Source organism: Phytomonospora endophytica, assembly GCF_014202425.1.
Classification (GTDB): domain Bacteria; phylum Actinomycetota; class Actinomycetes; order Mycobacteriales; family Micromonosporaceae; genus Phytomonospora; species Phytomonospora endophytica.
Genome location: NZ_JACHGT010000007.1, coordinates 84,820 through 108,030, shown reverse-complemented (window position 1 = coordinate 108,030; position 23,211 = coordinate 84,820). Strand labels below are relative to the sequence as shown.

17 protein-coding genes are annotated in these 23,211 nt (G+C 70.4%); 8 read left to right on the top strand and 9 right to left on the bottom strand.

The annotated features are described in order from the left end of the window. The first annotated feature begins 213 nt into the window (after positions 1–213). Positions 214–1,428: a tetratricopeptide repeat protein gene (locus HNR73_RS17100; protein ID WP_184788497.1), complete on the top strand. Its 1,215-nt coding sequence runs from the start codon at positions 214–216 to the stop codon at positions 1,426–1,428. Positions 1,429–1,435: 7 nt separating this feature from the next. Further along, positions 1,436–2,479, top strand: a complete 1,044-nt coding sequence (locus tag HNR73_RS17095; RefSeq protein ID WP_184788496.1) for a tetratricopeptide repeat protein — start codon at positions 1,436–1,438, stop codon at positions 2,477–2,479. Between the two features lie 24 nt (positions 2,480–2,503). On the opposite strand, the gene pgl is transcribed toward HNR73_RS17095, so the two are convergent. The 6 genes from pgl to tkt all read right to left on the bottom strand — a co-directional run bounded on the left by pgl (position 2,504) and on the right by tkt (position 10,734). Continuing rightward, complete coding sequence (pgl, locus tag HNR73_RS17090) at positions 2,504–3,274, bottom strand: 6-phosphogluconolactonase (protein WP_184788495.1); 771 nt, start codon at positions 3,272–3,274, stop codon at positions 2,504–2,506. Beyond that, entirely contained in the window at positions 3,271–4,233 is a 963-nt protein-coding gene (locus HNR73_RS17085; RefSeq protein ID WP_184788494.1) for a glucose-6-phosphate dehydrogenase assembly protein OpcA, read from the bottom strand. Before HNR73_RS17085 ends, pgl begins: the two co-directional genes overlap by 4 nt. A 19-nt stretch (positions 4,234–4,252) precedes the next feature. Beyond that, entirely contained in the window at positions 4,253–5,770 is a 1,518-nt protein-coding gene (gene zwf / locus HNR73_RS17080; protein ID WP_184788766.1) for a glucose-6-phosphate dehydrogenase, read from the bottom strand. Between the two features lie 2 nt (positions 5,771–5,772). Beyond that, complete coding sequence (locus HNR73_RS17075; RefSeq protein WP_221330962.1) at positions 5,773–7,365, bottom strand: phosphoglucose isomerase-related protein; 1,593 nt, start codon at positions 7,363–7,365, stop codon at positions 5,773–5,775. Positions 7,366–7,500: 135 nt separating this feature from the next. Continuing rightward, a complete protein-coding gene (gene tal / locus HNR73_RS17070) occupies positions 7,501–8,616 on the bottom strand; it encodes a transaldolase (protein ID WP_184788492.1) in 1,116 nt (371 codons plus the stop codon). Between the two features lie 30 nt (positions 8,617–8,646). Then, the gene (tkt, locus tag HNR73_RS17065) at positions 8,647–10,734 is read right to left on the bottom strand and encodes a transketolase (RefSeq protein ID WP_184788491.1); all 2,088 of its coding nucleotides are present in this window, start codon (positions 10,732–10,734) and stop codon (positions 8,647–8,649) included. Between the two features lie 306 nt (positions 10,735–11,040). On the opposite strand from tkt, the gene HNR73_RS17060 reads away from it, so the two are divergent. Both HNR73_RS17060 and HNR73_RS17055 read left to right on the top strand, forming a co-directional pair. Continuing rightward, positions 11,041–12,033 (top strand): heme o synthase, encoded by a 993-nt coding sequence (locus HNR73_RS17060; protein WP_184788765.1) that lies wholly within the window; start codon positions 11,041–11,043, stop codon positions 12,031–12,033. A gap of 17 nt (positions 12,034–12,050) precedes the next feature. Continuing rightward, positions 12,051–12,926 (top strand): ATP-grasp domain-containing protein, encoded by an 876-nt coding sequence (locus tag HNR73_RS17055; protein ID WP_184788490.1) that lies wholly within the window; start codon positions 12,051–12,053, stop codon positions 12,924–12,926. Here HNR73_RS17055 and HNR73_RS17050 read toward each other — a convergent pair. Beyond that, a complete protein-coding gene (locus tag HNR73_RS17050) occupies positions 12,923–14,071 on the bottom strand; it encodes a low temperature requirement protein A (protein ID WP_184788489.1) in 1,149 nt (382 codons plus the stop codon). The genes HNR73_RS17055 and HNR73_RS17050 overlap by 4 nt on opposite strands. Before the next feature lie 115 nt (positions 14,072–14,186). Between HNR73_RS17050 and HNR73_RS17045 the strand changes: the two genes are divergently transcribed. Together HNR73_RS17045 and HNR73_RS17040 are read left to right on the top strand one after the other, a co-directional pair. After that, positions 14,187–16,175, top strand: a complete 1,989-nt coding sequence (locus tag HNR73_RS17045) for a hypothetical protein (protein WP_184788488.1) — start codon at positions 14,187–14,189, stop codon at positions 16,173–16,175. Positions 16,176–16,206: 31 nt separating this feature from the next. Continuing rightward, entirely contained in the window at positions 16,207–17,142 is a 936-nt protein-coding gene (locus tag HNR73_RS17040; RefSeq protein WP_239122319.1) for an SMP-30/gluconolactonase/LRE family protein, read from the top strand. Positions 17,143–17,226: 84 nt separating this feature from the next. Here HNR73_RS17040 and HNR73_RS17035 read toward each other — a convergent pair whose 3' ends face one another. After that, complete coding sequence (locus HNR73_RS17035) at positions 17,227–18,135, bottom strand: nitroreductase/quinone reductase family protein (RefSeq protein WP_184788487.1); 909 nt, start codon at positions 18,133–18,135, stop codon at positions 17,227–17,229. Positions 18,136–19,134: 999 nt separating this feature from the next. Here HNR73_RS17035 and HNR73_RS17030 point away from each other — a divergent pair. Further along, the gene (locus HNR73_RS17030) at positions 19,135–19,926 is read left to right on the top strand and encodes a metallophosphoesterase family protein (RefSeq protein WP_184788486.1); all 792 of its coding nucleotides are present in this window, start codon (positions 19,135–19,137) and stop codon (positions 19,924–19,926) included. A 233-nt stretch (positions 19,927–20,159) separates the two neighbouring features. Then, positions 20,160–21,596: a hypothetical protein gene (locus tag HNR73_RS17025; RefSeq protein ID WP_184788485.1), complete on the top strand. Its 1,437-nt coding sequence runs from the start codon at positions 20,160–20,162 to the stop codon at positions 21,594–21,596. A 43-nt stretch (positions 21,597–21,639) separates the two neighbouring features. On the opposite strand, the gene HNR73_RS17020 is transcribed toward HNR73_RS17025, so the two are convergent. Then, a complete protein-coding gene (locus tag HNR73_RS17020) occupies positions 21,640–23,196 on the bottom strand; it encodes an SMI1/KNR4 family protein (protein WP_184788484.1) in 1,557 nt (518 codons plus the stop codon). Positions 23,197–23,211: the final 15 nt, after the last annotated feature.

Genomic DNA, 23,211 nt, shown 5'->3' with positions numbered 1-23,211 from the left:
GTAACCGAATGTTGACGCGACAATCGCTCCGCGCGGAGATCACCGTTCGTCGAGGAGTCTCCTATGTGGACCTTTTCGTACATCTTCGCCGCCACCGACGGCGAGCGCGGCGACCCGCTCGCACTATCGCACCCACTCACGGGCGGCGAGGACTGACGCCTTCGGCTTTAAGCCCGATGACCACGATGCTCCGGACGCATATCCTCGGTGACCATGAGCACCCCCGACTCGCCCCTGCTCCGCAGCCTCCTGGCCGCGGTCGAGGCCGCTCCCGACGACGTCCCCCTGCGCCTGCACGTCGCCGAACAACTGCTGACGGCCGGACGCGCCGACGAGGCGACCGTCCACATCGGAGCCGCCCTCCAGCGCGAACCCGGCTCCGGTGCGGCCCGCGCGCTCATGGCCCGCGTGCTCGGCGGCCCCACCGGCGAGACCCCCGCCGAGTTCGACTGGAAGCGCGCCGAACAGGAACTCGGTGTTGAGGTCCCGCCCCGCTTCACCGCCGAACGCGACGCCACCGAGACCACCGCCCCCGTGCCCGGCGAGGAAAGCCACGAGATCACCGTCGAATCGGTCCGGCTGAGCGACGTCGCCGGGATGGAGCGGGTCAAGGAACGCCTCGAAACCGCCTTCCTCGCGCCCATGCGCAACGAAAGGCTACGCAGGCTCTTCGGCAAGAGCCTGCGCGGCGGCCTCCTCCTCTACGGCCCGCCCGGATGCGGCAAGACCTTCATCGCCCGCGCCGTCGCCGGTGAACTCGGCGCCGGGTTCATGGCCGTGTCCATCGCCGACGTCCTCGACATGTGGATCGGCAACAGCGAGAAGAGCCTCGCCGAGATCTTCGCGACCGCCCGCCGCAACAAGCCCTGCGTCCTCTTCTTCGACGAACTCGACGGCCTCGGCGGCAAACGCGCCCGCATGCACGCCTCCGGCATCCGCAACACCGTCACGCAACTGCTCACCGAACTCGACTCGGTCGCCTCCGGCAACGACGGCGTCTTCGTCCTCGCCGCCACCAACCACCCCTGGGACATCGACAGCGCCCTGCGCCGGCCCGGCCGCCTCGACCGCACCATCCTGGTCCTCCCGCCCGACGCCGCCGCCCGCGAGGCGCTGCTGCGCTCGGCGCTCGCCGAACGGCCCATCGCCGGGATCGACCTGCCCGGCATCGTCGCCGCCACCGAGGGCTTCTCCGGCGCCGACCTCGTCCACCTCTGCGACAGCGCCGCCGAGAAGGCCATGATCGACTCGATCCGCGACGGCGAGGTCCGCATGATCGAAATGCGCGACTTCACCGCGGCCCTCGGCGAGGTCGCCTCCAGCGTCGGCCCGTGGTTCGACACCGCCCGCAACGTCGCCATGTTCGCCAACGAGGGCGGCGTCTACGACGAACTCGTCGCCTACATGAAGAAGCGGCGCCAGTGGTGACCGCCCGATGAGCGAGGACATCGCCGAGCGGCGCGCCGACGCGCTGCTGGACGCCGGACGCCCCGCCGAGGCCCGCGTGCACGCCGCCCAGGCCGTCGCCTCCGACCCCGGCAACGGCGGCGCCTGGCTCTCCCTCGCCCACGCCCTCAACGAGCTCGGCGAGCACGAGGAGGCCCTCACCGCCGCCGAACGCGTCATCGTCTTGTGGCACGACCCCGCCGCCGGGCACCTCCAGCGCTGCGACGCCCTGCTCCGGCTCGGCCGCATCGACGAGGCGCTCGACGCCGCCCGCGAATCGGTCCGCCTGCGCCCCAACTCCTGGCGCACCCACTTCGAGCTCGCCCGCGCCACCATCGCCGTGCACCGCCGCGCCGAGGCGTGGCCGGTCCTCGGTGAAGGCCGGGCCGCGGCCGCCGAGTCGGTGCGCCTGGGTCCCGAGGAGTCCGACGCCTTCCGGATCCTCGGCGTGATCCACGGCGAGTTCAAGGACCGCGCCGACGCCCGCGTGGCCTTCGAGGAGGCGGTACGGCTCGATCCCAACGCCGCCAACACCTGGCACGCCTACGCCGAGTTCGAGTACCACGCCGACCGCGACCGGGTCGGCGCCGAGTACTACAGCCGCTCGCTGCGCCTCGACCCGCACCGCCGCAACACCGCCGAACGACTGCGTGAGCTGGCCGTGTTCACGTCCTGGGGCCCGGTCCGCAACCTCGGCATCGCCGGTGTCGTCCTCACCCTGTTCTGGCTCACGTCGCTGTTCGCCGCCGACCCCATCGACCACGTCAGCCGCGTGGTGTTCTCCGGCGTCGCGCTGGCCGCGTGCTGGTTCCAGCCGGTGCTGCGACTGTCGCGGACCTCGCGGGACCTGCGCCGCTTCGGCTGGAACGTACTGCGCCGGTCGTGGGTCACGCGCGCGCTCGCCGGTGCCACCGCGGCCCTCGTCGTGGCGGCGGCACTTCCGTGGGACGTTCCCGCCGCCTTCGGCTACCCGCTGGTGCTCGTCTGCGCGGCCACCGCGCTCCTGGCACGCAAACGGGCGCTCCTGGCATAGGAGCGCCCGTTGGCGTGTCGCCGTCTACTTGTTGAGGCTGCGGAACTTCTGCGGCAGCTCGACCGCCGCGTCGGCGTCGAGCAGCCACCGGGTCGCCGAGGTGCCGTGCACGCCCGCCGCCGGGATCTGCACCGGCCCGGCGCCCGACAGCGCCAGCCCGACCGCCGCGGCCTTCCCGAAACCGGAGCTCACCAGCCACACCTCGCGGGCGGTGTTGATCGCCCGCTGGGTCAGCGAGATCCGGTTCGGCGGCGGTTTCGGCGCACCGCGCACCGCCACCACGTCACGCTCGTCGTAGGTCGCGGGATGACCGGGGAACACCGACGCGACGTGCCCGTCCTCGCCGACGCCGAGCATCAGCACGTCGAAGGTCGGCAGGACCAGGTCGCCGGTGGCGCTGTCGGCGAGTTCGGCGGCGTACCGCGCGGCGGCCGCCTCCGGGTCGTCGCCGTCCGGGCCGTCCGCGGCGGGCATCGCGTGCACGCGTGCCGGGTCGACCGGCAGCGTGTCCAGGAACGCCTCCCTGGCCTGCGTCTCGTTGCGTTCCGGGTCGCCGGCGGGCAGGAAACGCTCGTCGCCCCACCAGAAGTCCACCGCCGACCAGTCGACCGCCTCGCGCGCCGGGCTGTCCCGCACGGCGGCGTGGATCCTCGCCGCGATCCGGCCGCCGGTGAGCACCACCGAGGCCGAACCGCGGTTCGCCTGCGCGTCGATCAGCCGCACGATCAGCCGCGCGGCGACCGCCTGGGCCAGGATCTCGGCGTCGCGGTGCACGACGACGCTGGAGGAGGTCATGCCGAGGCCGCCTCGGCGTCCCGGCACAGCTCCAGGTGACCGGTGCACTGCCCGAGGGCCGCCTCATAGGGCTGATCGGGGTCGAGGTGCCGTAGCTCCTCGGCGAGCAGCTCACCGAGGGTGCGGCCCTTGATGGTCTGGGTCCGGTCGGGGAATCCCGTCCGGCGCAGCAGCGTGTTGCCGCCCTCGTCGCGGGTGATGGCGATCTCGTGGCCGTTCTCCAGCGTGATCGTCACCGCCTTGATCGCGGGCAGGTGCTCGCTGTCGCGGACCACGTCGGTGTCGTCGATGGTCGGCGTGACGCCGAGGCGCCCGCCCAGCCAGCCCGACATCAGCACGGCGCTCGGGTCGGTCTGCTTCGCCGTGATCGTCACCGACGCGGCCGGGGCCGACGCGGTGTCGAAGGCACTGGCGATCAGCGAACGCCAGTAGGTGATCCGGGTCCACGAGATGTCGGTGTCGCCGGCGGAGTAGTCCTCCGCGCGGCCCCGCAGCGACGCGATCGGGTCGGCCGAGCGCGCGCTGTAGGTGATGCGGCGGTCGGCGAAGGCGCCCAGCGGGTCGGCCGACGTGTGCACCGGAGGCGACACGAACCAGCACGTCACCACCGGCACGTCCGGCGCCAGCAGCGGCATGACGACCGACTCGGCGTGCTCGACGAGCGGCCCGTAGACCCGCATGACGACGGCCTCGCACGGGCCGAGCCGTCCACCGACGACGATCTCGGCGTCGAGGCGCGGCGCGGTCTGGTCGCTGTCGCGGCGGACCACGATCAGCAGCCGGCAGGGGTGTTGCTGCGCGGCGTGCGTCAGCGCGGCCTCGGCCTCCCGCTCGCCCTTCTCGTCGACGATCACCACCAGGTTGAGCGCGAGCCCACTGGTGAGGCCGCCCGAACTGTGCCGCTCGGAGGCGAGCGCCTTGACGACCTCGGTCGCCGTGGTGTCCCACAACGCGATCACAACTGTCTCCTTTAGGTCGTCAGGCCCGGCGCCACGTGCGGCCGTCGCGGGAGAGCATCTCGTCGGCGGCGGCCGGGCCCCAGCTGCCCGCCGCGTACGGGTGCGGCTTGCGGCCCGCCCAGAAGGCCTCCAGGGGGTCGATGACCGCCCAGCTGGCCTCAACCTCGGCGGCGTCGGGGAAGAGCGTCTTGTCGCCGATGAGGACGTCGCGGATGAGTCGCTCGTAGGCCTCCGGGCTCGACTCGGTGAAGGCCTCGCCGTAGAGGAAGTCCATGGAGATGTCGCGCAGCTCCATGCCCGTCCCCGGCACCTTCGAACCGAACTTCACGGTCACGCCCTCGTCGGGCTGGACCCGGATGACGAGCTGGTTGTGGCCGAGGGTTTCGGTGTCGTAGGCGTGGAACGGCAGGTGCGGGGCCTTCTTGAACATCACGGCGATCTCGGTGACCCGGCGCGGCAGGCGCTTGCCGGTCCGCACGTAGAACGGGACCCCGGCCCAGCGGCGGTTCTGGATGCCCAGTTTGACCGCGGCGTAGGTCTCGGTGGTCGACCCGGCGGGGATGTTCTCCTCCGACAGGTACCCGTCGACCTTCTCCCCGGCGACCCAGCCCTCGGCGTACTGACCGCGGACGGCGTTGTTCTCCAGGTCGCCCGGCAGCGTGATGGCGCGCAGCACCTTCAGTTTCTCGGTGCGGATCTCGTCGGGGGAGTACCCGACGGGCTCCTCCATCGCCGTCAGCGCCAGCAGCTGCAGCAGGTGGTTCTGCAGGACGTCGCGGGCGGCGCCGGCGGTGTCGTAGAACCCCGCGCGCGAGCCGATCCCGACGTCCTCGGCCATGGTGATCTGCACCGAGTCGACGTAGTTGGAGTTCCACACCGGCTCGAACATCGCGTTGGCGAAGCGCAGCGCCAGGATGTTCTGGACCGTCTCCTTGCCGAGGTAGTGGTCGATCCGGTACACGTCCTCGCCGGTGAACACGTCGTCGACGAGGTCGTCGAGCTCGCGCGCCGAATCGAGGTCGTTGCCGAAGGGCTTCTCGACGACGACGCGGCGCCAGCCGCCGCTGACGGTGTTGTCGGCCGCGCCGGTGCGCTCCAGCTGCTTCAGGACCAGCGGGAACGCGCCCGGCGGGATCGAGAAGTAGAAGGCCGCGTTGCCCTGGATCGCGTGCGAGGCGCGCAGATCGTCCAGGGTCGAGGTCAGGGTGTCGAAGGCGTCGTTGTCGTCGAAGGAACCGCCGACGAACTTGAAGTTGCCCGCCAGCCGCGTCCAGACCTCTTCACGCCAGGGCGTGCGGGCGTGCTTCTTGGCGGCCTCGCGCGCGAGGTCCTCGAAGTCGCCGTCGCCCCAGTCACGGCGGGCGAAACCGAGGATCACGAAGGCCGCGGGCAGCAGACCGCGGTTGGCGAGGTCGTAGACCGCCGGGATCAGCTTCTTGCGCGCCAGGTCGCCGGTGACACCGAAGATGACCAGGGCGCAGGGTTCGGGAATCCGCGGGAGCCGCCGGTCCTGGGGATCGCGGAGCGGGTTGGGCACGGTCATTTCGCGAGCTCCTTGACTGCTGCGACGATCTGCGCGATCCCGGCCGCCCGGTCGGTGAGGTGGAGCCTCAGGAGCGGACGCGAGCGCTTGTTCAGCGCCTGCCGGTCGCCGGCGGCCTGCGCGGCCTGGAGTTCGCCGAAGCCGTAGGGCTTCCCCGGCACGTCCAGGTCCTCGGGCGTGGCCCCGGTGATCTGCAGGAAGACGCCGGTGAGCCGGCCGCCCTTGTGGAACTGCCCGGTCGAGTGCAGGAACCGCGGTCCCCACCCGAAGGTGACCGGTGCGGGCGTGGCGGCGGCGAGCAGGTCCCTCAGGCCTTCGGCCGGGGCGTCGCCGACGCGGTCGAGGTAGGCCATCACCGCGAGGTATCCCTCGTCGCCGATCGCGCCGACCAGGCTCCGCAGCGCCGAGACGAGCGTGTCGCCCTCGCCGCCGTAGACCTCGACGGCGTCCTCGGTGAACGACGGCTCCTCGGCGGGCAGGCCGCCTTCGAGGATGGCGTTGGTGTTGTTCTTGCTCTCGGTGACGTTCGGCTGGTTGAACGGGTCGATCCCGATGAGCTTGCCCGCGTAGGCGGTGGCGAGCTCCCAGGCGAGGAACTGCGCGCCGAGGGGGCCGTTGACGGCGACGGCGGCCAGTTCCAGGTGCCCGCTGGTCGACAGGTGCCCGACGGCGGATCCGCCGACGGTCACGGGTACGACGCCCTCGCCGTTGAAGCCGGGGGAGGACGGGCCGTCGACGACCACGGGCAGGATCCCGAGGCCGTCCTTGCCGGTCGACTCGGCGATCAGCTGCTCGGCCCAGTCGCCGAGACCGACGATGCCCGAGCCGTCCGGGGCGATGGTGACGGTCTTCGCCGACGCCAGCGCGGCGCCGAGGGCGAGGGCCGGGTTGTCCTTCTCGTCGGTGATCGACTCGGCGAACTCGGCCGCCTGGTCGAGCAGTTCGGCGATGTCGACCCCGGCCAGCGCCGAGGGGACCAGGCCGAACGCGGTCAGTGCCGAGTAGCGGCCGCCGACGTCGGGGTCGGCGAGGATGACCTCGGCGCCCATCTCGCGGCCGGTAGCCTCCAGCGGCGAGCCCGGGTCGGTGACGATCACGAAGCGGCCGCCGATGTCGGGCAGTCCGTGGTCTTCGAAGGCCTGCCAGAAGGCGCGGCGGTGGCTGTCGGTCTCGACCGTCCCGCCGGACTTGCTCGACACCACGACGACCGTGTTCTCCAGGTCGTTCGACAGTGCCGCGAGGATCTGGCCCGGGTCGGTGGTGTCGAGGACGGTCAGCGGCACGTCGAGCGTGCGGGTGATGACCTCGGGCGCCAGCGACGAGCCGCCCATCCCGGCCAGCACCACGCGGGTGAGGCCCTTCTCCCGCAGCGTGCTTCGCAGTTCCCGCAGGCGGGCCACGAGCTCGCGGCTGCGTTCGTGCGTGTCAACCCAGCCGAGTCGTACCGCCGCCTCGGCCTCGGCCGCCGGACCCCACAAGGTGGAGTCCTTCGCGGCCAGGCGGGCGGGGGTGTCGTCGGCGATCAGCTGAGCCCGGCTCGCTGACGTGTCCACCGTGGTGGTAACCGCCAGCCCCCCGGCAGCCTCCATGCGTATCACCGCGTTCACCTCTTCTTATGTGTATGCAGTTGGTTCGTGGTCTGTGCCTGTTCGGCCGGCGCGACCGAGACGTCCCGCGAGGGACGGGATCGGTCGCGCCGGCCGGCAGAGCTCATGTCTCTATTACTAGCCGACCTTGTCCATCTCGGACGTGATCGTGGCCAGAAGTTCGTTCCAGCTGACCTCGAACTTCTCCACGCCTTCACGCTCCAGGACGGCGATGACGTCGTCGTACTCGACACCGATGGCGGCGAGGGCGTCGAGGACCTCGCGCGACTCGGCGTAGTTCGCGGTGATGGTGTCGCCCCGGGTCTCGCCGTGGTCTTCGAAGGCGCGCATGGTCGCCTCGGGCATCGTGTTGACGATGCCGGGGGCGACGAGCTCCTCGACGTAGAGGACGTCGGAGTAGTCGGGGTTCTTGACGCCCGTCGACGCCCACAGGGGACGCTGCGGGCGCGCACCGGCGTCGGCCAGGGCCTGCCAGCGCGGGGTCCCGAAGGCCTCTTCGTAGGCCTGGTAGGCGAGGCGGGCGTTGGCGACGCCGGCCTTGCCGCGCAGGGCGAGGGCCTCGGGGCTGCCCAGCTTGTCGAGGCGCTTGTCGATCTCGGTGTCCACACGCGACACGAAGAACGACGCGACCGACTCGATCTTCGACAGGTCGTGCCCGTTGGCCTTGGCGGCTTCGAGGCCGGTGAAGAACGCGTCCATGACGTCCTTGTACCGGTCGAGCCCGAAGATCAGGGTCACGTTGACGCTGATGCCCTCGGCGAGGACCGCGCTGATCGCGGGGAGGCCCTCGACGGTGGCCGGGATCTTGATGAACAGGTTCTCGCGGTCCACGGCCCACCACAGGGCCTTAGCCTCGGCGACGGTCGCCGCGGTGTCGAAGGCCAGGCGCGGGTCGACCTCGATCGACACGCGGCCGTCGACGCCGTTGCTGGCGTCGAACGCCGGGCGCAGCACGTCGCAGGCGGCGCGCACGTCGAAGGTCGTCAGCGAGCGCGCGGCCTCGTCGACGGTGACCTTGCGGGTGGCGAGATCGGCGAGCTGGCCGGCGTAGGCCTCGCCCTTGGCGAGCGCGTTGGCGAAGATCGACGGGTTCGTGGTCACGCCGACGACGCTCTGCTGGCGGCGCATGCCGTCGAGGTTGCCGGTGTTGATCCGGTCGCGCGACAGGTCGTCGAGCCACACGGCGACACCGGCGGCGGACAGTGCGGCGAGCCGGTCGTTGTTCTCAGTCATGACGGTGATCCTTTGTCTGATGCGGCCCGGTCAGCCCTGGGCCTTCGCGAGGCTCCGCTTGGCCGCGGCAACGACGTTGTCGACGGTGAAGCCGAACTCGGTGAAGAGCGTCTGGAAGGGCGCGCTGGCGCCGTAGTGCTCAAGGCTGACGGCCTCGCCGGCGTCGCCGATGAGGTCGCGCCACGACATGGCGATCCCGGCCTCGACGCTGACGCGGGCCTTGACCGACTTCGGGAGGACCTCGGCGCGGTAGACCTCGTCCTGCTCGTCGAACCATTCCCGGCAGGGGACGGAGACGACGCGGGTGGCGATGCCCTCGGCCTGGAGCGCCGCGCGGGCCTCGACGGCGAGGCTCACCTCGGAACCGGTGGCCATGAGGATGACCTGCGGGGTGCCGCCGTCGGCCTCGGCCAGGACGTAGGCGCCCTTGGCGGTGCCGTCGGCCGCGCCGAACTCGGTGCGGTCCCAGGTCGGGAGGTTCTGGCGGCTCAGGGCCAGGGCGGTGGGCCGGTCGGTGTTCTCCAGGGCCCTGCGCCACGCCCACACGGTCTCGTTGGCGTCGGCGGGGCGGACCACGTCGAGGCCGGGGATCGCGCGCAGCGCCGAGAGGTGCTCGACGGGCTGGTGCGTGGGGCCGTCCTCGCCGAGGCCGATGGAGTCGTGCGTCCACACGTAGACGACCGGCTGCTTCATCAGCGCGGCCAGGCGCACGGCCGGGCGCATGTAGTCGCTGAAGACGAGGAAGGTGCCGCCGTAGGGGCGGGTCCCGCCGTGCAGCGTGATGCCGTTGAGGATCGAGCCCATCGCGTGCTCGCGGATCCCGAAGTGCAGGGTCCGGCCGTAGGGGTTGCCGGGGAACTTCTTGGTCGAGTGCTCCACCGGGAGGAACGACGGCTCGCCGTCCATGGTCGTGTTGTTGCTGCCGGCGAGGTCGGCCGAGCCGCCCCACAGCTCGGGCAGCACGGGCGCGAGCGCGTTGAGGACCTTGCCCGACGCGACACGGGTCGCGACGCCCTTGGCGTCGGCCGGGAACTCCGGCAGTGCCTCGGTCCAGCCATCGGGGAGGGTGTGCGACGAGAGACGCTCGAACAGCGCCGCGTTCTCGGGGTTCGCCGCGGCCCAGGCGTCGACGGCCTTCTGCCACTCGGCGCGGGCGGCCTTGCCCCGCTCGCCGACGGAGCGGGCGTGCTCGATGACCTTGGCGTCGACGTCGAAGGATTTCTCCGGGTCGAAGCCGAGGATCTTCTTGGTCTCCGCGACCTCCGTGGAGCCGAGCGCCGAGCCGTGCGCGCCGCCGGTGTTCTGCTTGGTCGGGGCGGGCCAGCCGATGATCGTCTTCAGCGAGATGAACGAGGGTTTGTCCGTGACGGCCTTGGCGGCCTCGATCGCGGCGTAGAGCGCGTCGATGTCCTCGTGGTATTCGTCGCCGGCGCGCCAGTCGACGGTCTGCGTGTGCCAGCCGTAGGCGGCGTAGCGGGCGTTGACGTCCTCGGCGAGGGCGACGCGGGTGTCGTCCTCGATCGAGATCTGGTTGTCGTCGTAGATGACGACGAGGTTGCCCAGCTGCTGCACGCCCGCGATGGCGCTCGCCTCGTGGGTGACGCCCTCTTCGATGTCGCCGTCGGAGCACAGCACGAAGATGTTGTGGTCGAAGGGCGACTCACCGGTCGCGGCCTCCGGGTCGTACAGGCCGCGCTCGCGGCGGGCGGCCATCGCCATGCCCACGGCGTTGGCGAGGCCCTGACCGAGCGGGCCGGTGGTGACCTCGACGCCCTTGGTGTGGCCGTGCTCGGGGTGACCCGGGGTGAGCGAACCCCACTGGCGGAGAGCCTTCAGGTCGTCGAGCTCAAGGCCGTAGCCGGAGAGGTAGAGCTGCGTGTACAGCGTGAGGCTGGAGTGTCCACAGGAGAGGACGAAGCGGTCGCGGCCGGCCCAGTCGGCGTCACTGGGGTCGTGCCGCATGACCTTCTGGAACAACAGGTACGCGGCCGGAGCGAGGCTCATCGCCGTGCCGGGGTGACCGTTGGTCGCCTTCTCCACAGCGTCTGCGGCGAGCACCCTCGCGGTGTCCACCGCGCGTGAGTCGAGTTCGGACCAGTCGAGACGGGGCTCGGACACAGCGCTTGCTCCTTTGTGTTCGGACGGACGTACCGGGTGTACCCCCGGCGACGCGGTGGTAATTATTGCCGCCGACGTTTCCTATAGAACCACCGCCCGCCGTGAACCTATCCCGCAGGACGCTCCGGGGAGGCGTGTTTCAGGCCACGTGGCGGGCCTGGAAGAGCCGATCGGGGGTCCGCGTGAGGCCCCGGGAACATGGGGTGCGCGACATAGTCCGGCCCCCATCGCCGCGGCCGCGCGGCCTGCCACATACTCTCCTCTACGATGCGTAGACATGTCACGGCTGAACCCAGCGGCATCCGGATGAGTCTCCTCTCCGACCCGCCCGTCGCCAGCGCCGAGCCCGCTGCTGGTACCGCGACCGACCCGTCGCCGTCCACCGCGTCCGAGCCCACCGGCATGGAGCGGTCTTCGGCCCGGGGGGTCATCGCCGCGTACGCGTCGCTGATGAAGCTGCGCATCGTCGAGCTGCTCCTGATCACCACGGTCCCGGCGATGATGCTCGCCGCGCGCCTCCACCACGACGGACTCCCGTCGCTGGGGGTCGTGCTGACCGTCGTCGTCGGCGGCGCGATGGCGGCCGGGGCGGCCAACGCCCTCAACTGCTACATCGACCGTGACATCGACCAGCTCATGAAGCGCACCTCGCGCCGACCGCTGCCGCAGCACACGGTGACGCCGCGCAACGCGCTCGTCTTCGGTCTCGTGCTCGCCGTGCTGTCGGTCGCGCTGATCTGGATCACCACGAACGCCGTCGCCGCCCTGCTCACCCTCGGCGCGATCGCCTACTACGACCTCGTCTACACGCTGTGGCTCAAGCGCCGCACCGCCCAGAACACCGTCCTCGGCGGCGTCTGCGGCGCCGCGCCGGTGCTCATCGGCTGGTCGGCCATCACCGGCGACCTGAGCTGGGAGGCGTGGATCCTCTTCGCGGTCGTCTTCTTCTGGCAGCCCCCGCACTTCTGGGCCCTCGCCGTGAAGTACCGCGACGACTACGCCGCCGTCGGCATCCCGATGCTCCCCGTCGTGGCCACGCTGCGCCGGGTCGGCCTGGAGTCGGTCGTCTACGCCTGGCTCACCCTCGCCGCGTCCCTGGCGCTGTGGCCCCTGGCGACGACCCTGCTGTACGCGATCGTCGCGGTCGTCACCGGCGGCCTGTTCTGCCTGGAAGCGCACCGCATGTACAACCGCGCCCGCCGCGACGAGGACCTCAAGCCGATGCGGCTGTTCCACTGGTCCACGACCTACCTGACGCTGCTGTTCGTCGCGCTCGCCGTGGACACCTTCCTGATCTAGTCGGATAGGGTCCACGCGTGCCGAGAACTCCTCACATCGCGCTGGTGACCTGCGCCCAGATCCCCGAACTCGACGCCGACGAGCGGCTCCTCATCGAGCCGCTCGCCGCTCGGGGGATCACCGCGAGCCCCGTCGTCTGGGACGACCCCGCCGTGGACTGGGACGCCTTCGACCTCACCGTCGTCCGCAACACCTGGGACTACCCCACCCGGCACGAGCGGTTCGTCGCCTGGGCCCACCGCGTGCCGCGCCTGGCCAACCCCGCCGCGGTCATCGAGTGGAACATCGACAAGCGCTACCTCGCCGAACTCGCCGACGCCGGGGTCACCGTCATCCACACCGACTGGTACGCGCCCGGCGAGGTCCCGCGACTCGGCGACGAGGGCATGTGGGTCGTCAAACCGACCGTCAGCGCCGGCAGCCAGGACACCGAACGCTACGACCTGACCTCCCCGCAGCGCCGGGCGCTCGCCGGCGCCCACGTCGCGCGCCTGCACTCCGCCGGGAAGACCGCGATGGCCCAGCCGTACCTCTCGGCGGTCGACACCGCCGGGGAGACCGCACTGCTCTACTTCCGCGGGCGGTTCAGCCACGCCGTGCGCAAGGGGCCCATGCTCAACGGCAACCATCTCGACTCCACCGGCCTGTACGTCACCGAGGAGATCAGCCGGCGCGTGCCCTCCGGCGCCGAGCTCGCCGCCGCCGAGAAGGCCCTCGCGGCCGTCCCGGGAGGCACCGAGGCGCTGCTCTACGCACGCGTCGACCTCATCCCGGGCGCGGACGGGGAACCGACCCTGCTGGAACTGGAGCTGGCCGAGCCCTCGCTGTTCCTCGCGCACGACGACGGCGCCGCCGGAAGGTTCGCCGACGCCGTCGTGTCGATGCTCGGTTAGAGCCTGCGGTACTTCGCCCGCATGTCCGCGATGACGATGACGGCGAAGATCACCGCGAGCGCGCCGACGGCGGCGATCGCGGGCCCGAACATGGCCAGCGGCGTGACCGCCAGGCACCCGGCGATGCCGACGGGCGTCGACCAGCCGATCGCCTCGTCCCGGCGCAACCGCATCGCGGCCAGCATCAGCAGGAACAACGCGGCCCCACCGCACAGGAGGATCGCGGGCAGGGTCTTGAGATGGTCGCCGGGATGCCCGATGGTCTTCTTGATACCGACCGCCATGAGCACGATCGAGCCGACGAGCGGCATGTGCAGGTAGCTGAAAACGTCGCGGGCCAGGCGCGAACGCGCCACCCCCGTCCGGGCCATCAGCGCGTGCTCGGCACGGGCGGCCTCGGCGTCGAAGTAGCGCCACCACATGGCGCTGACCAGGGCGATCGTGACCAGCCCGGCGACGAGCTCCAGCCCGGAGACCGACGTCCCGTCGGCGGTCGCGCCGACGCCGATGGCCACGATCGTCTCCCCGAAGGCGATGATCACGATGAGGCTGTGCCGCTCGGCGAAGTGGGTCGGGTGGACCCGGAAGCGGCCGATGTCGCTGAGGAAGGGGCCGACGTACAAGACCGCCACCGCCACCACCCACAACCAGATCCGCACCTGCGCGGGCACGAACGCGGCCCCGAGGACGAGCAGCGAGGCGATCACGTTCGTCGGCGCCAGACGCAGGATCCCGGCCCGGTCGAGCCGCCCGCCCGCCGACGCGTACAACACCGCGTGCAGCAGGAACACCAGCAGGATGCCGACGGCGAAGGGCACCGCCGCCGACTCGAAGGCCTCCGGCACCGACAGCGCCACCACGGTGAACCCCGCCATCGACGCGAGCAGGACCAGCCGTGGCAGGAGGAACTCGGTCGAGACGGCGTTGGTGAGCCACGCGTACGCGCCCCACGCCCACCACATGATCGCCAGCAGCAGCACCGCGTGCGAGAGGCCCGTCAGCGTGGGATTCTCCGCGAGCATGCCGGTGACCTGGGTGAACGCGAAGACGAAGACCAGGTCGAAGAACAGTTCGAGGGTGGAGGCGCGGCGTTCGTCGGCGACGGCGGGTTCGGCGCCGCCGGCGGGGGAGGGGTCATCGGTCACCGGGGAATTGTGTGACGCGATCGGCGCTTCGGCAAATCCATGATCCACGACGTCACCCACGGTGATGGGAGCGCTTCCCGTTGACGGCGACCCCGTCGTCCGATAGACCTCAACCATGCGTTTACGTCCCCTCCCGGCCGCAGCGGCCGCCCTCGTCATGGCCGCCGTGCTCCTCGTGGCCCCGCCCGTCCAGGCGGCGGAGGACGCCGTGGCGCCCGGCTGCGACCCGATCGACCCGGCCGCCTGCCTCCTGCCGTTCCCGAACGACTGGTTCACGGTCCCCGCCGACACGCCCACCGGGCGCCGGATCGCCTTCGACCCGGCCGCGACCCCGCGCAACGCGCTCGGGAAGGGCATCGACCCGGCCGCCTGGAACCAGGCCGACGGCTTCTCGCCCGGCTCGATGATCCTGGCGCGCGTCCCCGGCCTCGACCTGGCCACGACCGGAGCCGCCCCCGTCACCGACATCGGCCGCTCCCTCGCCCGCGACGCGCCCATCGTGCTGCTCGACGCCGACACCGGCCGCAGGCACCCCTACTGGGCCGAACTCGACGCCAACGCGAGCACCGGACGGCAGGCCCTCATCGTCCGGCCCGCCGAGAACCTGACCGACGGCCACCGCTACGTCGTCGCCCTCCGCGACCTCAAAGCCGCCGACGGCTCGGCCATCGCCCCCGGCGAGACCTTTACCCGACTCCTCGGCCGCACCCTCCCCGCCGACGACCCGCTCCGTGACCGCCAGCGCGCCCTCAGACCCGCGCTCCGCGACCTCGCCCGCGCCGGCGTCGGCACCCGGGACCTCCACCTCGCCTGGGACTTCACCGTCGCCTCCACCGAGTCCACCACCGGCCGGCTCACCCACATGCGCGACGAGGCACTCGCCGAACTCGACGGCGAGGCACCCGACTTCACGGTGACCTCCGTCGTGGAGCACACGCCCGAGCAGGACCCGCTGATCGCCCGCGAGATCAGCGGCGAGATGCCCGTCCCCAACTACCTCTCCCGGCCCGGCGGCCCACCCGGATCCACCCTCCGCCTCGACGCCGACGGCGTCCCGAGCCGCAACCCCGGCGACGTCGTCAAAGCCCGTTTCCTCTGCGTCGTCCCGCACACCGCCCTGACGAAACCCGCGCAGGCGTCCCTCTACGGCCACGGCCTCCTCGGCCGCGACACCGAGGTCCGCGCCGGGAACGTCAAGGCCATGGCCGCCGAACACGGCTTCGTCTTCTGCGCCACCCGCTGGATCGGCATGGCCGACGAGGACATCCCCTACGTCGCGGGCGTCTTCGGCGACCTCTCCGGCTTCGGCGCCGTCCCCGACCGGCTCCAGCAGGGCATGCTCGCGTTCCTGTTCCTCGGCCGCGCGCTCGGCCACCGCGACGGCCTGGCCACGCACCCCGCGTTCCGCAACGACCGCGACCGGCCCGTCATCGACCCGCGCAAGGGGGTCGTCTTCGACGGCAACAGCCAGGGCGGGATCGCCGGGGGAGCCCTCCTCGCCGTCTCCACCGACGTCCGGCGGGGCGTCCTTGGCGTGCCGGGCATGAACTACTCGACGCTGCTGAACCGCTCGGTCGACTTCCAGCCCTTCCAGCAGATCATGAACGTCTCCTACCCCGACAAACTCGACCAGCAACTCATCTTCGCCCTCCTGCAGATGCTCTGGGACCGCGGCGAGGCCAACGGATACGCCGCCCACATGACCGGCGACCCACTGCCGGGAACACCCCGCCACCAGGTCCTCATGCACGTCGCCTTCGGCGACCACCAGGTGACCACCGTCGCCGCCGAGGTCGAGGCCCGCACGATCGGCGCACGGATCCACCGGCCCGCGCTCGCGCCGGGCCGCGGCCCCGACGTCGTGCCCTACTGGGGCCTGCCTCCGCTGCCGTGGTGGCCCTATCCCGGTTCGGCGATGGTCGTGTGGGACAGCGGCGCACCCGTGCCCCCGACCGGCAACGTCCCGCCCTACGCCGGCGAGGACTCCCACGAAGATCCCCGCGCCGACCCGGACGCACGGGTGCAGAAGGCGTGGTTCCTCAAGTACGGACTCGTCGTCGACGTCTGCGGCGGGCGGCCCTGCACGGCCGCCCCCGTCGGCTGACGCCGAATCGCCCACCGGAAGGCTGGACAACGTGACCGACGACCGCACGCTCACCCGACGCACCCTCATCACCGCCTGCGCCGCCGTGCCCGCCGCACTCCTCGTCGCGGGACCGGCGGAGGCCGCCGACCACCACCCCGACCGGATCGCCCTCCCGAACGGCTGGCGCCCGGAAGGCATCGCCATCGTGGGGCACCACGCCTACGCCGGCTCGCTCGCCGACGGCTCGGTCTACCGCGCCGACCTACGCACCGGCGCCGGCACCGTCCACATCACCGGGCCCGGCACCGGCGTGGTCGGGCTGCACGCCGACCGTCGCGGGAGGCTGTTCGGCGCCGGTGGCGCCACCGGGGAAGGGCGGGTCTTCGACCTCGACAGCGGCCGGACGCTGGCGACCTACCGGCTCGCCGCCGACGCCGCCACCTTCGTCAACGACGTCGTCGTCACCCCGTGGGCGGCCTACTTCACCGACTCGGTCTCGCCGTTCTTCTACGAGGTGCCTTTCGGGCCGCACGGGCGCCTGCCGGGGCAGGAGCGGGTCCGGCGGGTGCCGATCACCGGTGACTTCGTCTACGACACCGGCTTCAACGCCAACGGCGTCACGACCACGCCGGACGGTCGCGCGCTGCTCATCGTCCAGTCGAACAGGGGCCTGCTGTTCCGGGTCGGCCGTGACGGCGGATCCCGGGCCGTCGACACCGGGGGAGTCGGCCTCACCTTCGGCGACGGGCTCCTGCGCGACGGGCGGCGGCTGTACGTCGTGCGCAACCGTGCCAACGAGGTGCCGGTCCTCGGTCTCGACCACAGCGGCACGAGCGCCGAACCCCTCCGCACGGTGACCGACTCGCGTTTCGACGTGCCGACGACGGCCGCCCGGTACCGCGACCGTGTCTACTTCGTCAACGCGCGCTTCAACACTCCGCCGACGCCGGACACGACCTACGACATCGTCGCGGTCCGGCGCTGAGGAAAGCGTTTCCGGGCACGGCCCGGTGCCGTTTCACCCTTTCCGGGAAACGGCACCGGGCCGTTCTGTTCGGTTCTGGAAAGGTCAGGGAATGACCGGTGCCGGTCCCATCGTGTTGAGGGCGTCGACGATGGTCCATTCCTCGTAGTCGAAATGCGCTTCCAGGCGGTCGGCGAGGACACCGAGTTCGTCGCGGAGTCGTGCGGGATCGGTTTCTCCGGGCACGTAGGCGTCGACGAGTGCGCGGATCTCCTCTTGGAGCCGGGCGACGACCTCGTGTTCCTCTCCGAGGCGGCGCAAAGGCGCCGCGAGGTCGGGGAAGCGTTGTGCCAGCGCCGGGAAACCGCCGCGGTCCTCACCTGTGTGGTGTTGTTTCAGGGCGGCACAGAAGTCGAGGCAGTGGGTGCGCATCTGACGGCCCAGGTCCGGTGGTGTCGCGGTGAGCACGTCGGGGTCACCGCCGTCGGCGATCGCGTCGACCTGCCGGCGGAGCTTCGCGAGTTCGTCGCGGAGCCAGTCGTGGCCTTCGACGATGAAGTCCCCGAGTCCCCGGACCCGTTCCGCGCCGGGCGACTCGTCGATACGGTGCAGGACCACGACGGGGATGATCCGGCTGGTCTTCTGCTGGTAGTCGGCGTATCCGGGGGCTTGCGCGATGGCTTCGGCCCAGAGGTTCTCGCGGTCGACGACCGTGGGGACGGCGGCGATCGCCTGGTAGGTCTCGGTGCCCGTTTCGACGCTCACGACCGGGTTGTGGAGGACGTTGTGGTACCAGCCGGGGTGGCGGTCGGCACCCATCGCGGAGGCGACGACGACGGCTTTGCCGTCGATGTGGAGGTAGCCCAGTGGACTTGTCCGGCGGAGGCCGGACTTCGCGCCGATCGTGGTCAGCAGCGCCAGTGTCGAGCCTTCGAACATGCCGCCGACCTTGCCGCGGTTGGCGCGGAACTCATCGATGACCCAACGCTGGAAATCGTGAACGTGCTCGGACATGTATGCCTTTCGGTGAAGGGTAAAAGGGGTCGCGGAAGCACGCCTTCGCGAGAAGGCGTCGAGGTTTCCCGCAGGTCTGAACGGGTGGGGAGAAGGGCACCTTGCCCTGGATGTGTGGGATCCCGGAACACGAGGGACGTCGAAACGCGTCAACCTGTCGTGCCGGTGAAGAAATACCTCCAAACCCACTCCGCCGGCGCATCGTCTGCAGGGCAGAGAATGCACGGGCTCGGGACGAACGATAGCACGGTGCGCCGGAGTCGAGAGGACGGGCCGCAGTGCGATTCGGTGCCGGCAGGGTGAGTTCCTCTTCGCGGCTTACTCACGCCGGGGACCTGGCACCGGCGGTGGGCGGCAGTGCGATTCGGTGTCGGCAGGGTGAGTTCCTCTTCGCGGCTTACTCACGCCGGGGACCTGGCATCGGCGGTGGGCGGCAGTGCGATTCGGTGTCGGCAGGGTGAGTTCCTCTTCGCGGCTTACTCACGCCGGGGATCCGGCATCGGCGGCGGGCGGCAGTGCGATTCGGTGTCGGCAGGGTGAGTTCCTCTTCGCGGCTTACTCACGCCGGGGATCCGGCACCGGCGGTGGGCCGCAGTGCGATTCGGTGTCGGCAGGGTGAGTTCCTCTTCGCGGCTTACTCACGCCGGGGACCTGGCACCGGCGGTGGGCCGCAGTGCGATTCGGTGTCGGCAGGGTGAGTTCCTCTTCGCGGCTTACTCACGCCGGGGACCTGGCACCGGCGGCGGGCGGCAGTGCGATCCGGTGTCGGCAGGGTGAGTTCCTCTTCGCGGCTTACTCACGCCGGGGACCTGGCACCGGCGGTGGGCCGCAGTGCGATTCGGTGCCGGCAGGGTGAGTTCCTCTTCGCGGCGCACTCACGCCGGGGACCTGGCACCGGCGGCGGGCCGCAGCCCGATCCCATACCCGCAAGGCGGTTTCGTTCGCGCCGCCCAAAAGAGCAGAGCGCGGCCCGAACCTGCAGAGTGCGAGGATGTCGCGATGCACCCTGCCCTCGAACGCATCGCTCTCATCTCGGACGTCCACGGCAACCTCACCGCCCTCGAAGCCGTCCTCGCGGACATCGATGCTCGTGGCATCACCCGCGTCTTCAATCTCGGCGACTATGTCGGGAAGGGCCCGCGGGGCCGCGAGGTCATCGACATCTGCCGGGAACGCTGTGCGGTCAACATCCTCGGGAACTGGGACGACTTCCTCCCTGATCCCGATCGCGAATTCGACAGCCCTTCCCTGACCTGGTGGCTTGACCAGCTCGCCGAGGGCCAGGGCGAGTGGCTTCGTGGCCTCCCCTTCAGTCACGACTTCGTCGTCAGCGGCCGTCGTATCCGCTTGTTCCACGCCTCGCCGACGTCGGTCCATCGCCGGGTCCGCTTCGATCACTTCGAGGCCGAGTTCCTGGAGATGTTCACCAACACTCCCGCCACCGGTGACGGGCCCGTCCCCACCGTCGTCGGTTACGGCGACACCCACGACGCGTACCTCGAAGTCGATCGCGAGAGCCGCACCTTGTTCAACACCGGCAGTGTCGGCAACAGTCTCGATGACCCGACTCCGGTGTACGTCATCGTCGAGGGCGTCGTCGACTCGCTCGACGACGCGCCTTTCTCGCTCCAGTTCGTGCGTGTCCCCTACGACGTGGAGGCCGAACTCGCCGTCGCGAAGGCGATGGGGCTGCCGCAGTTCGAGGGTTACGAAGCCGAACTGCGTCATGGGGTCTACCGCAAGGACTTCGTCGCCGGGGTGGCGCCCGGTTACCACCGCACGGAGCGGTAGTTCTTGGCGCGCAACGCTTCCCGGACCTGGTGAACATCGGGTGAACGGTGGCGGGAGTTCGCCCGCTCGGCCGAACTCGTGCCGTTGCGCGGTGGTCCGCCATAGCCTGACCGGATATGCCGGTTCAGGTCCGGCGCGCGGCTGTGGGGCCGGTGGTCTTCCTCCGGACGCCGCGAGGGGCAAGTGCTGTCCGCACGGCGGTGGATCCGTCGTGCCCAAAGGGGAGGAAACACATGAGGAAACGTGTGGCGAGCCTGCTCGTCCTCGCGTTGAGCGCGGTCCTGCTGGCGACGGGAGCCGCCGGCACCGCGCAGGCCACGGTGTCGGCGTCGATCCCGTTCACCTACGACGGCAAGGACGTTCGGGTCAAGATCTACTCGCGCGACGTCGGCGACACCACCAACAGCCCGGTGTTCAAGTACGGGGACCTGCTCAACCGTGCGATCCGTTACAAGGACGCGAATCCCTCGACCGAGGTGACGGTCAGGTTCGCGATGTACACCATGGCGCACGACGTCTACATCGGCTTCAACCCCGACGATCCGGCCTCGTACGGCCGGGTCGAGGACAACGACTTCGGCGGGACGAACTCCGAGAAGCTGTCGTACTCGCTGGTGAAGGCCGCGATGCACAAGGTGAAGGTGGACTTCGTCTACCAGAAGGACGCTCCCGACGAGATGCCGCCGAAGTCGGGCAACAAGACCAACACGGTCTTGAACTACGTCACCGGCCTTCTCGACGACCCCTGCACCGGCGACGCGAACTGCCAGGTCGGCGACTACCTCAGGATCCGCAAGGTCACCTGGGGCGACGCCAGTGAGAAGCAGATGCACGCCAAGTACATGACCGTAAGCCACTACCTGGGCGACAGTGGCGCCGCGGTACTCGGCACCACCTACACGACGACGACCAATGTGGACCAGCACAACAGCGTCGGTGTCCCCGACGGCCCGATCGAACCGGACGTGGTGGGGAACTCCGACGACCACAACTGGGTCCAGTCCGGGACCCTCGTCAACGGGCACCCGGAGTTGATGCGGGCCTACGACGGCTACTTCGGCAAGATCTACGACAACGCCACGAACCAGGCCGCGTTCCACACGGCGGTGCGCGCCGCTCATGCGGCCGGTCGGCTGAACTACGACGACAAGCACTTCAGCGCGTACTTCTTCCCGATCCCGGAGACGACGGACGCCTGGAACACCACGTTCAACCCCATCGCGAAGTACGTCGACCAGATGGCGAAGGTCTCGGGCGATCGTTACCTCAAGGTCAACATGTATCACCTGAAGACCGATGACTTCGGGGAGCGCCTGTACCAGGAGCTCAAGAAGATCTACGACTCGCCGGACACCGCGCTGAAGCATTTCCGCTTCATCGTCAAGACCAACACCGGTAACGAGGAGCTGTCGCTGCAGAGCACCTACGGCGAGATCGGCAAGCTCAAGTACTACGAGGCGGATCACGGCGTCAAGAAGACCCACACCAAGAACACGATGTTCGCGTTCAGCGGCCCTCACGAGTACTACTCGATCACGGGCTCGACGAACCTCAAGTACGACGAGAACACGTCGAAGGCGAACTCAAGCCTGGTGATCAAGGAGTTCACCACCGATCACCCGGTCTACAACGAGTACAAGAAGATCTACGAGTACATCAGCCTCGACTAGCGGCCGCGTTTCCCACCGGGCGCGAGCCCGGTGGGAAACCGCCTCACTCCGAGGTCTTCCCGGTGAGCCATTCCCGCCAGGTGACGGCCTCGTCGAGGAAGCAGCGGCCCGCCATCCGCGCGGCGGCCAGGTGCGGCGGCACGCGGTCGGCTTCCCGAAGGCGGCTCCACTGGGCGGCGTTGAGGGTCAGCACGCGCAGGCCGGTCAGGTCGGCGAGGGCTTCGACGTCGTCGACGTCCACTTCGGACAGATCAAGTGCCGACAGTGCGGGCAGGGCGGCCAGTGCCTCGACCGCCACGGGCGCGGTGAGACCGGCGAGTTCGAGTTGCCACAGGTCCGGGTGTCCGGACAACAGGGCGAGGTCGGCGTCGGCGGCGCTGAGGCGCAGTGACTCGACCGGCAGCTCATGCGGCAGGGGCGTCGTGACCCGTGCCGCCCGGTTGATCGACAGCGCGCGCAGGTTCGCCAGCGGAGTGAGCGCGGCGAGCTCGATCATCTCGGCGTCGTTGAGGTAGAGCAGCTGTGCCGTCAACGGATCGGTGAGCCTTTCGACGACCGAGGCGGTGCTGTCGGGCCCGACCCGGTTGGCGGGCCGGTAGCCGGCCTCCGTGGAGCGCCCGACACGTTCGTCCAGGATCAGATAGGTCGATCCGGGTTCCTCGTCCTTCTCGTAGGCACCGGCACGCAGGGCCGTCACGACCTGCCGGAGTACCTCGGTGACGGACGCGGCCACCAGGCCGACGGGGCCGTGGAAGTCGCGGCCGAACTCGATGAGCTGGCCGCGTGTGCCCTCGGCGGCGGGGTCGAGGTCGATGGCGCAGGAGTTGCCGCCCATGTCGGTCGCGACGGTCACCCACCAGTCGCTGCGCGACACGCGCCGGACGACGCCCGGCGGGTCGGCGTCGAAGACGACGGCGTTGACGGGGAACGGCCGTTCGTCCGCGGGTGATGTTCCGGGGCCCTCCGAGACATAGCCGTGCACCACGGAATCCAGGGGCAGCAGTGACTGCGCACCGAGCAGGCCGTGCTCGTGGGAGTCGGAGTGAACGCACCGGTAGAGCGCGCGCACGTCCTCGGGCAGCCGCAGGCCCATCGCGGTCTCGGCCGCGAGGATCTCCGCCTCGGTCAGCGGCTCGCCGAAGTCGGGCGCGGTGCCTTTGATCGACGTGTACAGCGCGATGTACTCGCCGACGAGGGCTCTCACCTCGGCGAGCACGGCCGGGTCGGTCGGCCGGTCGGTGACGTCGATGCCCTCCGGCCGGGGCATGCCGGGCGAGGGGTGGTTCGGGTAGCGGTGTTCGGGGTCCAGGAGGACTTCGGCGGGGGAGATGTCGCGCAGAGCGAAGGTGTGGGACAGCCGGTACCCGGTCTCGGTCCGGTTCACTTCGAGGATGAGGACGCGGTCGTCGTTCGGTTCGCACAGGGCCTGCGCCACGGCGGCGATCTCGCCGAAGAAGGCCCCGGCCGTCGCGGGGCGCCCCGAGCGGCTGAAGGCCTTGAGGGACATGGCTCCCCGACGGTGGACGGCCTGCACGAGGGCGTGGCCCTCGCCGGCGACCTTCGCAATGAGCGCGCGTTCGGCTGTGGTCGGTTCGGGCACGGGTCCTCCAGGCGG

Coding starts and splice junctions, on each gene's coding strand:
- HNR73_RS17100 (WP_184788497.1), top strand. CDS start 214: ATGAGCACCCCCGACTCGCCCCTGCTCCGCAGCCTCCTGGCCGCGGTC.
- HNR73_RS17095 (WP_184788496.1), top strand. CDS start 1,436: ATGAGCGAGGACATCGCCGAGCGGCGCGCCGACGCGCTGCTGGACGCC.
- pgl (WP_184788495.1), bottom strand. CDS start 3,274: ATGACCTCCTCCAGCGTCGTCGTGCACCGCGACGCCGAGATCCTGGCC.
- HNR73_RS17075 (WP_221330962.1), bottom strand. CDS start 7,365: ATGGAGGCTGCCGGGGGGCTGGCGGTTACCACCACGGTGGACACGTCA.
- tal (WP_184788492.1), bottom strand. CDS start 8,616: ATGACTGAGAACAACGACCGGCTCGCCGCACTGTCCGCCGCCGGTGTC.
- HNR73_RS17060 (WP_184788765.1), top strand. CDS start 11,041: ATGAGTCTCCTCTCCGACCCGCCCGTCGCCAGCGCCGAGCCCGCTGCT.
- HNR73_RS17045 (WP_184788488.1), top strand. CDS start 14,187: ATGCGTTTACGTCCCCTCCCGGCCGCAGCGGCCGCCCTCGTCATGGCC.
- HNR73_RS17035 (WP_184788487.1), bottom strand. CDS start 18,135: ATGTCCGAGCACGTTCACGATTTCCAGCGTTGGGTCATCGATGAGTTC.
- HNR73_RS17030 (WP_184788486.1), top strand. CDS start 19,135: ATGCACCCTGCCCTCGAACGCATCGCTCTCATCTCGGACGTCCACGGC.
- HNR73_RS17025 (WP_184788485.1), top strand. CDS start 20,160: ATGAGGAAACGTGTGGCGAGCCTGCTCGTCCTCGCGTTGAGCGCGGTC.